This window comes from Acinetobacter sp. SH20PTE14 (genome assembly GCF_021391555.1).
Classification (GTDB): Bacteria; Pseudomonadota; Gammaproteobacteria; order Pseudomonadales; family Moraxellaceae; genus Acinetobacter; species Acinetobacter amyesii.
The window spans coordinates 100,122-114,498 of sequence record NZ_CP090068.1; the positions used below are offsets into that span (position 1 = coordinate 100,122).

At 39.4% G+C, this 14,377-nt stretch carries 5 protein-coding genes and 1 pseudogene; 1 reads left to right on the forward strand and 5 read right to left on the reverse strand.

Going from position 1 to position 14,377, the window contains the following annotated elements; all coding sequences use genetic code 11:
* Positions 1–262: 262 nt before the first annotated feature.
* Positions 263–1,195 (forward strand): annotated as a pseudogene (locus tag LXF01_RS17005) (IS5 family transposase).
* Positions 1,196–1,488: 293 nt separating this feature from the next.
* Here LXF01_RS17005 and LXF01_RS17010 read toward each other — a convergent pair.
* The 5 genes from LXF01_RS17010 to LXF01_RS17030 all read right to left on the reverse strand — a co-directional run bounded on the left by LXF01_RS17010 (position 1,489) and on the right by LXF01_RS17030 (position 14,376).
* Positions 1,489–6,219 (reverse strand): AAA domain-containing protein, encoded by a 4,731-nt coding sequence (locus LXF01_RS17010; protein ID WP_233945502.1) that lies wholly within the window; start codon positions 6,217–6,219, stop codon positions 1,489–1,491.
* A 63-nt stretch (positions 6,220–6,282) separates the two neighbouring features.
* The gene (gene brxL / locus LXF01_RS17015) at positions 6,283–8,322 is read right to left on the reverse strand and encodes a protease Lon-related BREX system protein BrxL (RefSeq protein WP_233945503.1); all 2,040 of its coding nucleotides are present in this window, start codon (positions 8,320–8,322) and stop codon (positions 6,283–6,285) included.
* A 29-nt stretch (positions 8,323–8,351) separates the two neighbouring features.
* Positions 8,352–10,976: a BREX-1 system phosphatase PglZ type A gene (pglZ, locus tag LXF01_RS17020; protein ID WP_233945504.1), complete on the reverse strand. Its 2,625-nt coding sequence runs from the start codon at positions 10,974–10,976 to the stop codon at positions 8,352–8,354.
* Positions 10,973–12,916, reverse strand: coding sequence for a DUF262 domain-containing protein (locus tag LXF01_RS17025; protein WP_233945505.1), 1,944 nt, complete (start codon positions 12,914–12,916; stop codon positions 10,973–10,975). The genes pglZ and LXF01_RS17025 overlap by 4 nt, the downstream gene beginning before the upstream one ends.
* A gap of 38 nt (positions 12,917–12,954) precedes the next feature.
* Positions 12,955–14,376, reverse strand: coding sequence for a DNA-processing protein DprA (locus tag LXF01_RS17030; protein WP_233945506.1), 1,422 nt, complete (start codon positions 14,374–14,376; stop codon positions 12,955–12,957).
* Position 14,377 lies beyond the last annotated feature (1 nt).

The following is a 14,377-nucleotide window of genomic DNA, read 5'->3' on the forward strand; positions in this document are numbered from 1 at the left end:
CCTATGATCAGCAATGAATAACTGAACCACACCTGATTTTTTTGGAAATTATTTCTCCCAATAAAATGTCCTGATATGACAAAAAAACTCCTATAAAGTTTTTAATAGACATCTTGCATAAATCAAAAAACGACCAACTCGGTGATTATATTTCGTACCGATCTATAAGCTGTATTCGGTTATCCTTGTTGCATGAACTACTCAAAAGGGCTTTGTTGCACAAACCTATCTGTAAAGGCTTTTTCAGCGATATAATTTTCAAATGAAGAAGCCTACACACAAAATCTATCGCACAACCAATTGGCCCGCATATAACCGAGCACTCATGAGTCGCGGAAATATTGCCATTTGGTTTGATCCTGCTACGCAATGGTATGCTCCATCAAAAGGCAAACAAGGGCGAAATCAAACCTACTCCGACGCAGCTATCCAATGCTGCTTAATGATTAAATCCTTATTCCGTCTATCTTTACGTATGGTCACTGGCTTTGTGCAAAGTCTGATTAAACTTTGTGGATTAAATTGGACCGCACCAAATTACAGTACGCTTTGCAGAAGACAAAAACATATTGATATTGCAATCAGCTACCAAAAAAGTAGCGATGGGCTGCATCTACTCATAGACTCTACAGGCATGAGGTTTCTAGGTGAGGGCGAATGGAAACGCAAGAAACATGGACCTGAATATCGTCGCCAATGGCGTAAACTTCATATTGCTATAGATGTTGAAACCCTTTAAATACGCGCTATTCAACTCACTACAAATAATGTGAGTGATTCACAAGTGCTTGGTGATTTACTCGATCAGATTCCACAAGATGAGCAGATTGACTCTGTTTATACCGATGGAGCTTATGACACCAAGCAATGTCGTCAGGTCATTGCAGATCGGCAAGGGCATGCGGTGATTCCACCTAGAAAAAATGCGAAATCATGGAAAGATACAAAGAGTAGCTCGCTAGAGCGAAATGAATTACTTCGAACAATTAAACGTTTAGGCAGGACACTATGGAAAAAATGGTCAGGCTATCATCGGCGAAATTTGGTTGAAACTAAGATGTACTGCATTAAATTATTAGGAGATAAACTCAGTACAAGGAGTTTTGATAGCCAAGTGAATGAGATACATACATGTGTAGCAGTCCTCAACAGATTTACGGAATTAGGTCGACCACTTACCCAAGTTACGCCTTAAATTTGGCTCCATTAGGGGCGCTTTACATTTTAAATCTTTGTGCAACAAAGCCGTTGGATATTACTCAAATTAAATGCCGTAATAAGCACCACAACATACTATAAAAGGCTTATAAATTATAGAATTCCGATTTTTTACAATAAGTGATAATAAAGTTTGTTTATTTTCATCAAGCTTTAATGTCGCACCTCACGTTTGAATTCGCCATTTATTAACAAACTAAAGATTACTACTGTAATCTTTAGTTACGTAAGTGTCCGCTAGCGAATCCATTTAAATACAAGCTAGTACAATTAAAGAATTAACAAATCTTTCTCGATGTCACTTTCCGCACTCATTTCAGATTCGTCATCTACCCACACTTTGTGTTCTACATCTTGAATTAAACTACTAGCATGATTCGTAGGTTTAATACTCATTGCATTGAGTTTCTCAATCAAAGACTGAACCATATTTTCACGTTCAATTGACCAACTCGATGCAAAGCATCTCCAGAATGTCCATCCTGCACGCTCTAAAGCACGTTGACGAATCATGTCATCATGCCATTGTTCTGGCCCATGATAGCTATCACCATCACATTCAACAGCCAAACGCTGATCACCATCTGACTCAACGACTAAATCGATTCGATAGCTTCCAACCTTAACCTGTGGAGTAACTGTGTAACCCATTTCATGGAGTGTCGTAAATACAGATTTTTCAAACTCCGATTCACACAAGTCTAATTTTGCTTCAAATGATGCTTTTTGATCTTCTTGCAAATCATAAAAATGATTGAGTAAATTCAGCCTTAGATCTTTTGGAGATATATGATCACGATTCACGGAGTGGACAAGATACATCCGTTCACGAGCACGGCTTGCAGCCACGTTGAATCTCTGTTCATGATCGGATCGACTCAAAGCATGACAATTCTGAGGATCTGCTACCATGGATAAGAAAATAATATCTCTTTCTGCACCCTGAAATGCTGAAGCATCCCCACACGCAAATTGAACTTGGGTAAGAGTACCTGCACCAAATTCATTCAAAGCTTCTGATTGAATGAACTCAGCCTGCGCCGGTCCCAACAATGAGATCACACCGATTGATCTATTCGTGTATCGTTCATCTTTAAGAAGAAGTTTCATTTCCTCAATAATTGCTTTCGCTTCTATTCGATTAATATGTTTGCTATTTTTAGATTCTCTATACCCCTGCGGTGTATAAATTGCGACTAAAGCTGGACTTAACTGCTCAGATTTCTTCGATAGTCGCATTGGCTTAATACGGTTACCATAAAAGTTTTTATTACTATAACTAATGATTGCAGGATGACAGCGGAAATGCTCTAGAAGCATCACGCTTGACTCATAGATAGAAGAAGCCATGTCGTATAAAGACATATCTGGTGTTAAATATGCAGCATGTGGCTGACCATGTAGATAACGATTCCTTAATACATCAATTTGAGCACTTGCTAGGCCGACATTACTCGGAGAAACCTGCTTATTATCCCCCACTACTAATAATTTTTTAGCACGCATTAAAACAGGTAATACGTCAATTGATGATTGTGATGCCTCATCCACAATCACTAAGTCAAAGAGGCCTAATTCAGCAGGCATAGATTCAGATACCTGAAGATGTGACATGACCCAGCAAGGAATAGCTGCTGTTGCCTCTTTAAGGGCTACTTGAGCATCTTTTCTATAACGTGGAGCATTCTTACCTGTCCCTTTTCCATAGTGTTGTACAGCAATTTTATAACGCTGTAATGCAACTAAAATTTTGTCTGAGGCATTTTCCTTTAATGCCAGCCATGTCTTGTTTGCTGCCAATTGAGCGTAATTTTGAGATAGATTCTTCTCGTGAATACGACGGCGCTCATACAAATTTTCAATTTGACTTGTATTACTGATGGCCATTACAAAAATCTCAAGACGTTTCCATTCCCAAGCCTCTAGCAATGTATTACGTAATACAGGATCTTCAATTTCTTCAACGTACGGAACTTCCAGAATATGTTTACTAAGAATCAAAGCATTTGTTTTACTCAATCTAATACTGGCGGATTTAACTCTTTCAAAATCTTCAGTTAGATCTTTTAAATGTGATAATTTTTTTAATAAATCAGCATACTCGCCAAGTTCACTTTCATGTAATGAATCGGAATCAATCTGAGATACAATTTTTTTTAACTGATTTGATATTTTATTACCAAACTCTGATAAATAAAGGATTTGATCAGCCAGTTGTTGTTGATAGACTTCTAAATTAAATATTTTTAACTTCTGCCCTAACAATTGAATCAACTCATCAATATTTTTAGGTAATCCGTAGAAATCAAAAGATTTAGCTCTCTTAAAAACTTTTAAATAATTCGCATTAAATTGATCCAAATATTTATTTTTTAAATCTAGGCATTTTTGGGTTCTACTGATGAGCTGCGTGAACTCTTTTAATATTTCATCGATATTACGATTATTTAACTCAATTAAAGGAATGTCTAATTGTGCGGCAATACTATTCCATTTGCTCATAAAGATATTAAGAGTCTGCTTTCTATCAAGATATTCTTTAAGTCTTTTCCATTCATCTGATGTATCAGGATATTTTCCAGAAACTTTAATCGACTTAAAAAGGTCTTGTAATTCAGCAGTACCAAAATGATACCAATTAAATGGCTTACCTGTATCAACAGCACGTTGAACAGCTTGATATTCTTTTGAGTTTGGTTGTATCTCAAAATTCAGCTCTATGGGATCAATTAGTAGCGTTTTCCTGTATTCCAATAAAGGCTGAACTTCTTGAATAAGGTTACTATAGATATCAAGTTCCATAGCCTTATCTTCTGCATTTATCTTCTTGAAATAGCTCAATAACCATGGTTCTGCATGATCAAGAACAAAGTTTAGATCTTCTAGATAAATCTTTAACCAATCTCTTAGCTCATTAATTTCTGATTCAGAAATAGTTTCCTTGAAACTATGTAGGTCATTTTGCTTTAAGAATTCCTCAATCTCATCTTTTTCTTTTAAGAACTCACTTAATTTCTTCAGGCTCGCCGAATCTAACAGCTTTTCAGGAGCTGGCAGAGGTCCATAATTTATGTATGGTAAGTTTATACCTATTTTCTTCCTTGAGTCTCTCAATTGAATCAACTCAATCTGGGAAAAAGGAAACTGGTCTTTTTCCTCCAAAGTTAATTGGTCGGTAAACCATTCGCAGGATGCTCTACTTTCTAATACCGTTTTCACGATATCCATAGGTAATTTTTTATTACCATCTACTTCAATATTTTGATAATGCTTTTCTGCAAAGTTATATATTTCTCGATCAATCAAAGCCATTTCATGATGGTTATGATCTATTTGATGTTTTAGAACTTCGATCGTTTTTCGAACTTCTGCAACATTCATTTGGGTAATTTTTTGCACAATCAAATCGATTGAAGATTCAAGCTGATTTTTACTTTCTTTGCTTGAACCAATGCGACTGACTACCAAAGGCTTTAATTCATCAGGAATCTTTTCATGTACTGTTTTAAGGACATGTGACTGCTGTGCAGTTACCAGTACTTTTTTACCATTCGCCAAATAGTGACAGATAATATTGGCAATACTATGTGTTTTACCTGTACCTGGTGGACCTTGTACCACTACACCACTGCTGGTTAGCAGATTCTGGACAATAGTAATTTGTTCTTTGTTATAAGGCAGCGGGAAATAAAGCTCTTCAACTTTTGATCCAAAGCCCTCAGTACCAGAACGCCCTCTAAAACTATAAGTCTCTTTTTGATTAATATCGCTTTTTAATTCTGTCACTAACGATAAAGGTTGTTCAGGTATAGCCACTGAAGGGTCATTAAGTTTAGTTTTTAATAACTCAATGTCATCGCTTAAAATAGAATTTCTTTTAGGACGACTAAACAGTACTGATGTTAATGTCACCGTTAGATTTTTAGATGGTATAGCCCTATTTTCTGCCTCAACGATTGCTCCTTTTGAAAAAATATTCGCGACGAAGGCATTAACTAGATCAGAGTAAGTTTCCCCTTCAAATAGGCGTAATGAGCGACCATTATTTAAGTTTTCTTTTAAGGTTACTTTTACTTGTCCTGAAGTAGGCAGATCATCCTCTAATAAGATGGCATCCATTTCTATATTGGCACGTGTATCTTTGGCACCTACACGTATTAATCCATTTTTTTCTATCTCCATTTCTAACGGGATAGTAATAAGAGGATATGAGTAAGATTTTTGAGTCGTTGGAAGTACCCAGTCAACTAAGCCAAAGCCTGCAACGATCTCTTCACCATCACCTGTTCCACCTAAATTAATCGCGGTATTCCATGAGAATAATTTGTCGTAAACAACAATAGATTTTTTAATCTCATCGTTATTTTGTTTCCAATCTTCCCAACTATTTCGATAGCTTTCAAATTCTTTGAACAGCTCCTGAAGTATGTCAATTTTAGTAATCAAATCACATGCCACGCTACTGTAGGGCAAGCGGAATTGATGAACTTTTTTGAAAGATACAATCTTATTTAAACTAGAAAAGTTAACAGTGAGTTCTTTTTCGGCATCAAAATGAATATATGAAGAGAGTATTTCAGATGGTTTCGGCATCGATTGAAGCTGTAATCTTTCAATTTGAAACCACCAATCGTCATCATTCAGAATTTTTAAGCCACGAAGTTTTTCTAGATCATAAGAATAAAATCTATTACCACTCATTTCATATTGAATTTTTTGAGTATCCTCAGCTTGATGAGATACATAATCCAACAATTGAATCAGTTTATTTTTAACAATATCATTTAATTCAAGTTCAGAGTTCATCATTGGTCTTTCTAAATTTTTAACTGACGGGTTTATAGCTAAAGACCAGCAAAAGGCTTCATCTTGTGAAAATATATCTTGATTTTGATATAAAAAAGCATTCACTTCTTTCTTTTCAATACCAAGAGTTTTGGCAATTTCTCTAGCAGTAAGTTTGGGCTGTTTAACCAAAATAGCTGTTATTAAATCCTTCATGTGATTCATATTTCCTAATCATTTTAAAAGCTTTTCTCTTTAATTGATTTATACAGAATCAACTTAATCCACTCCCAGCCCCTTAAACACCGCATCCACCGGATCTGCATAGAAACTGGTCTGGAACTTGGTAAACAGTTCCACAGGAATCGTAGGGATATCTGCTGCACTACTCATTGGCAAAGCAACCTTCTTGGCACCAGCATCAAAAGCAACTTGCAGACATTCGGCAATACTTTCCACCGGAGTCACAGAGCCACCCAAACTCATATCACCCAGTACCACCATCTGACTTTGTACCGATCGTCCTAACAGGCCAGAAGCGAAAGCCACTAAACTTGGCAAGGCAAGATGGCTGAGCGGCCCGGTATTCTGTAATTCAACCACATGTAAGTGGAAGTCATGTTCCAGCACCTTACTGCCACCCGATATTCTGGATGCATTGGCCTTGAAGTAATCAAAAGCAATTTTGACCTGCTCCTTGGCACTGCTTGAATTCCATAAGCCTGATGTCGCCAATTTTCCTGAACCTTTAGTGACTTGAAGTTCTAAGCGGTATAAGCCTGGCATGCCTTTATTACTGAGCCCGATGGTATATAAGAAACCTGGCTTAGCTGGACCTTCGGGAATCAGTCCGCCACCACCCTGCTCTTTGACTGATACAAAATGTTCTTCTAAGGTATCATTATCGATATAGCTGAAATGCACATCATAGAATTCCATGCCACCAATTTTCTTCAGCTGCTCTTTGACACGACGGCGTACCTGTAGCGCATATTCCAGACACTGGCGTACATCTTCTTTATTAAACTGACCGTGTGGGTAAAGCAACTTCATCAATCCAGAAACGGTCTTGCGAACGGCAATCACATCGCGCTGATTCAGGTTATTTCCGAGTTTGAAGTACTTCTCAATGGAATCTGCAAAACTACGCTTACGCATTTCCCGGAAGAATTCAGCCAGATAATCAACGATCAATCCATAACGGTTGGTGAAGAACTCCGGGCGCATCTTCGGAATTTCCCAGCCGGGGATATAAGCATGAAAACGATCGAAGAATGCCGAATCGATCATGGCTTCAGGGAAAGGTGCCAAGAGATGGCTGGTTTTTACTAACGATTCGACGCTTTGGTTAATATTACCCACAAAAACCATTGAAGCAGATGCTTCCATCTGTTCCCGGCCACGGGCAAAAGATCCCGATGCCATGTAGTCTTTCATGATCTGCACGCCATCTTTGTCCTTAAAGGAAATACCGGCGACTTCATCAAAAGCCACTACATCCCATAACCCCACCAGACCAATACGGCGGCTACTCATGTTATAGAACAGGTTGGCGACAGTCGTTTGCCCACCAGAGACTAAAATACTATTCGGTGAACACTCTTTGTAAATATGGCTTTTCCCGGTACCGCGTGGTCCCAGTTCACAAACGTTATAGTTATTTTCAACGAACGGAACCATACGCGCTAATAGGTGCCATTGCACGTCCTCTTTTAACGAAGCCGGTTCCATGCCGATGGAACGGATTAAACTCTCGCGCCACTGATCCGTGCTTAATGCTGCTCGTCCGTTGAACAGCTCATCCATATTCATATTCGGCATTTGAATCGGCTTGAGTAAACTCACCCCAAATGGAGAACTAGTCTGTCCTTCTTCAAAATAATAACTGAGCGTAGCAATGACCCAGATACCACCAACAAGTAATTTTTCATACTCTTTGACGATGCCTGCCGAGATTTCGGCATCTTTGATGCCCAGATTACTAAATGATGCTTCGTATTTGTCCTTACGCTCATTCAGCTTTACGGTCACCCGATCAATGACCTTATAACTGCCACGCTCACGAACCAGGGATTTCACCTTCTCAGCTTCATCAGGTCGTACATAGTTCTCTGCCAGCACGGTCTTTACGTTACGTAGTCCCTGCTCTATGATCTCTGGATCATCCGAGGCACAGTACATCCCTAGCAGGTATTCGAGTACATAGACCGGGACATTGGCCCCTTCTTTGATCAGTTTAGTCAGATCCTTACGTACCACCCGCCCAGCAAAGTGTTCATTCAGCAGCTGATCCAGTTCTTTATCGTTAGCAGATTCCATGTAGGCTACGCTCTATCGTTAATTCGTTATCAGAAGAAGTCATCAGTAAATGCCAGATCAATGGTGACCTTATAGCGCTGCATCTCGATATTCAGGTCTTTGTCCTTCAGTACCAGGAAGTAATCTTTCTTACGGTCAAAATCAGTGCCAGACAATGACAATCTGACCTGTTTGACCCGATCGGCAACAGAGTCGGTACTGCTATCAAAAGTCAAAGTTTCTTCACTGGAAACTTTGAGATCCCCATCATAAATGGCAATGGATAAAGTCACTGGCATGACCAGCTCACTGACAGCTTCAGTTTGCATCAAATCAAACTTCTGGATGTTATTGACCATCTTCAGCGTGGATTTGGTAGAAATGACCTCAACTTTACGCTTGGTCCGCTGTCCAGCCTTTTCACCACGTAGCTGTTTTACCATCAGTACCGGCACCACAATTTCCTGAGGCATGATGCCGCCATGCACGAAACGTGAGCCTCCTACAAAATGGAAACGGTTCGCCCCTTTTGGAATCCAGAAATCAGTCGCAGATAATGTGCCTGCCGTAGCTTGGGTTGAGCCTTTCCAGGCTTCCTTGCTCTCTGGTAAACCATGCCCAATCACATAGCGTTTTTTGCTTTTCAATGCATTGGTCGGTTTTTCAGTCAAGCTTGAACGATCCGCAGATTCCAGTTTACTTTGCTGGAACAAGAAGCCATGGTCGGCTGTGATCAACAGGGTAGAAATATTGAAATGCATCAAGATTTTGCGGCTAAGTTCAGTCAGCTCTTCAATGGCATGTTCCACCGCCATAAAGGTTTCTGATTCTGTAGAGGCACTGTCTCCCCGAGCATCAATCACGTTGTGATAAACGTAAATCAGCTCATGGTCTTTCAGTGCTTCACGACCTTCATCACGCGACCAGCCTTTTACCGTTTCAGCGGTCACGGCCAGACCATTATAGGCCGCCAGAATTTTGGATCGTGAGGCAGTTCCTTTGCTGGATTGCCCATCCACTAAAACATCATCGCCTGTGGCCTCTTTGTACTCCAAAGTCTGATGCGGCAATAACGAGGCCATGCCCAGTGTGGTGTAACTTGGGACAACGCCCAGCTGTGAAGACAAGGTCGCTTCGGAATAACGCTTTTCATTGATACGATCACGCAGCTCTACCGCAGCTTCATAGCGGAAAGCATCACTGATAATTACCACAATACGGCGTTTCGTTGCAGAACTGAGTAAGGGTCTGACGTGAGTATCGTAGAAGTTCTGCTGATTTGGGATATCTGCCACTTTCCAGACATTCAAGCGTTGCTCAGCTTCTACACGCTCACCCCAGTTACGTGCCAAGTGGTCAATAAACCAGTAGGAATAGCAATTTTCGACTTCTTCATCGAGTTTTTTCAGGATATCGACATGAGCGCGTTGAGAAGCAGCACTATAGTGGCGATAGGCCATATCAAAGCGATACAACTCCTGCTCGTAGGCTTTATACAAGGCTTCGCTGGAGTCGAAATAGAACCCAGAATCAAACTGCTGTCGCAGACTGAACAGCTCAATCGCTGCCTGCAACGCTGTATAGACGGTACGGTATTTACGGCGGGTTGCATCGTCCTTATGTTTGGACGCCCAATAGCCATCCAGACGGGTAGAAATAACCGTTCTGAAATGTTCCAGTTCAGCTTTGGCTGCTGCAGGGATATGACTGGCCAAATCAACAATGATCTTTTGTTCAATCACTTCAAAGGTCATGACATCGAGCAACTGCTCCAAATCAAAAGCCCCGACCTTTTCTTGGATCCGCAGTGCATTGGCCACGGTCTGGGAGAGTGTATCGAAGGTTGGGTAGTATTTGGAGCTGTCTCTCCAGCGTGACAAGAAGGCTCTAGCCGTCGCACGTGAACTGACAGATGACATCACCAGTTCTTGAGCCCATAGCGGTATATCGCCCAGGCTTTCACAGAAACCTGTAGTCATCAAACGGATAAAGAACGTACCGAGCTTGAATGGTGTTTCCCCATTCAGTTCCTCAACCGATGCCGGATAACCAATTTCCGCCTGTAATGCAGTCACTAAAGCCGGCACCAGTTGGTATTTTTCCAGTTCAGCAAAGGAGTCTGGATTTACTTCCAAATCCAAATTTTGCTGTACCAATTCATCTGCCAGTGCCAGAACGATATGCATCAGCTCGGCACTGTCGGCCTTGACCACAGCCGCAATCATGGCCATATCCAGATCCTGCGCTTCGGCATCAGGCTGGATATAGCGTTTCAATGTGCTCAGACGTGCTTTGGCTTTGAGGAATTCGTCACGTTGAGCCAGGTGTTCTCTTAAACTTTGCTGTTGCAAGCCAAGCTCATTGAAGATAATCGAGAAACGATCGGCATAGAAGCTGCGTGAATAGAGCTTGATGTCTAGTAGCCAGTCTTTTTCGGTCTCAGGCTCAAGGCTTGGGAAATACAGCAAGTATTTGCCCTGCTGGTCTTGCAGTTCCAGTTTAAGCTTGATAGCCAGAGTAGATTCTTCTGCCATATTCAAAATATGGACATCATTCAGCTTTAATACATGTACTTCTTCAGTAAAAGACTGCTCAGCATCGTACCAAAAGACAATTCGGTGATTTTCATTGTAGAAAGCTTGTTCTAAGCCTTGTGTTATTTGGCTTAAATTCATGCAACCACCTCTACATCATCTACTAATGGAGAAAGCGGAATTTTGTCCAAATGTAGTAGTTTAACTTTAAATTCATCATCACCTAAAATAATATTCCAACGCTTTTCCATAAACGTTAAAAGACTAATACCACGCTCGCGAATCTCTTTTGGTGTCCAGTCATCTTGGGTATTCACTTCATTTTCAGAAATAGAGCCGTTGTAATATCCAACACCACATCCATTATTTTTTTTCAATCCAAATGCATCATTTTGCAAAGATGAGTTTTTTGAACGAGACAAAGGCAACAAATTGCCTAATGAATGGACCAATAATGTTTTTTGTTGGCTATCTAAATAGCCAAATTTATTCATCCAATAGGGATCAGTATCTGTTTGTGGATAGATATGCTCTAATGTGACATGATCTTTCATACGCGAAGTAAATTCTTTCCAATCTAATTTACTTGTCGATTGCTTTCCTTTAGCTTTTAGCGCTTGTTCATACTCGAACAAGAAGTATCGGACTCCATCCCAGTGATAGAAACCCTGTCTTCCTAGTTCATAATTTTCAGCAATATATTCTAAAAATTTGTTAGCTGAAAAGTGGCGATCTACCCAATTATTTAAATCATTGATAATACCTTCCGTTGAAATTTTATGATTAAGATAATCACGAGACTTACTTAGAAAGTTTGAATCACCAGTATGTCCTCTACGGCGACTTAGGGTGAAAATAGTGAAGGTATACCGCTCTATCGCTTTTAATAAAGTATTGGTTTCTTCGAAAGTATTGCCTCGGCAAAATGCAGCCAAAACAAGTGGTTTAAAAGACTTATACCCCAAACGAACCAATCTATCGATAAATTTTCTATTATTTTCATGGTTATAGTCTATTAATGGATAAGATGGATTATGCATGTAGAACCATGGCTTCACCGCTTGTTGTAAACTCATAACATAGTCATTTATTTCCTCAACCGTGAGCTGATCATTTACATGTTTTGGATGTGTTACATTTTGGACGGTAAACTTTTCATCTAGTAAATAATCTCGATAATCATCACCAGTTTGTCGACTGAATTTGAAATACATAACCCAATGATTTCTTAAAAAATCTTCATCGCTCAGTAATTTGTCTGGATTACGACCTAAGTACTCATAAATCGTTTTCCAAGTAGCGTTAATATTATTACGTAATACTGACGTACCACTATCCTTAGGGAACAGTGTCGATAGATAAATTAATCTATTTTTTAATAATTCTAGATTCGATAGAGGCTTACCACGGTTGTTCATTGTTTCAAATGTAACAAATACATCGATCTCCGCATCAATCTCATATAGATTGAACTTAAACTTTTGCGTCAATTTTTTATAAATTTCAGCAATCTCATCTAACTGTAAAGTTGCTAATTTATTCTTAAAGAATTGCTTTGCTTTGGCAAGATTACGCGTATAGAAGGTCTGCTCATCATTATTCGTTGCAGATTTCTCTAAGAACACACCAGTTCTCAGGAATTCATCACTTGGATTATCTTTCTCATATCCAAATAGATAAGACTTACGCAATCCAGTCGGTGCAACATGTAAAATATATTGCTGACGAATTTCAGCTACAGTCTGGAAGTTTAATTCAGAGCCTTCTGGAACTGATTCTAGTATGGCTTGAATCAAAATAACTGAAGTTGTTAGACGTTGTTGCCCATCTACAATATAAAATGGCTTATACCCTTTACCATCAATAATCCAAAGATCACTATCCCACCGTTTCCAATACACATCTGCAACCGGCTCTAAGGTAAGTACACCTGTATAATGGACACGTTCTGGACTTAAATGGATTAAGTCCTCCCAGAAGTCATTCAGTTGATGTTCTTGCCAAGCATACCCACGCTGATAGTCAGGAATTCTAATAATTCGATGCTCAAATATACTGCTTAAACTTTTTAATGTATTCACTCATTCCCCCACCTTACAATACTATAAACATCTGTACGTTACACAAATGTATAACGTGCCTTACGCCCTTCTTTACGCAGGCAACCCTCAGTTTCAAGCTCTTTCAACCATTTTTTAATCTGAGTATCTTGCAATTCAGGGAATTGATTTTTGATGTCATCTAAAATAAAGAAAGAAGTTTTATCTTTTGATAATGAAATTAATGTCTTCACAAATAATTCAAAAATCTCACCATATTTCTGCTGAATCTGAACTAATCGCATTTCCTCTGTATTCTTATCAGCTTGTTTATCCGACTCGGTGATTAACTCAATTTGTAGTGGATTCACATCTAATTCAGATGAGGTTTCTGAAGTATCTTCTACAGAATTTTCGTTTGCTTCATCATCATTATTTTTTAAGTCAAAGTGGACTTCTGACTGTTGATTTGGAGCTATGGCTAACTGCTCAAACATATCCAAAGTTACAGACAATAAATTTCCTTGTGGCTGAGAAGTATCCTCAGATGATGTTCTTTCAACTATTTGATCAACCAAAGGTTGTGTAGATAAGAGTTCTACGTAGGGCACGATTTCGTCTTCAAAACCAATACCACCCATTTGGATCAATGCCTGATTGCCTTCCTCTGCAATATCTCTCACCAATAAAGGAACCCATTTTTTATTAAGGTTTTCTTTAGCCCCAGTCCAAGTACCACCTTTATCTTTATCACTTTTCACTACGATGACAGCTTCTGACATGGTATAAATAAATTTATTGCGAGCCATTGCACTGCCCACACTAAAACCAGCTTCCGGGAAGAATGGGCTGATCAGAACTAAAGTTCCTTGACGTAAATAATTTAAAAAAATACGGCGAGTTTCATTGGCATAAATCCCATCAGCTAGAATTCCTATACTTTGCCCACCATGTTCTAAAGCAGCTCGCATAGCAGCCTGATCAACACCTTTAGCCCCCCCAGAAATGATTGTATAGCCTTCTTCAACTGCTTTTTTAGCTTTTGCAGATGCGAAAATCTCATCATTTTCGGTAATAGAGCGTGAGCCTACAAATCCAAGGCTTGTTTGGTTTAACAGCTGTTGATTACCTAAACCAAATAAAATAGGAGGACGTTGCTCACCTAAATGCTTTTTGATCGCTTTAGGATAGAACTCACTCACACGAGAAATCACCCAGATGCCTTGTTTAGTCCATTTTTCTAGGGCAAATGACATACTGACACCACGACCGAGTAGCTGTTTAATACGCTCTACGGTTATTTTCCCTTTGGGGTCATCCCATTCTGTCAGTATTTCATCTGTCTGCGATAATAAATCTGCCGGGCTCCATTTATTTTGATATAACCATTGTGCAAGCCTCGAGTACTCTAAACCACTCAAAGGTTTAAAGTTTTTTACTTCATTTTTATTAAAGTGGCAGCACAACAACATGGTGGCTTGCATGATTTCGTCATATTGCATA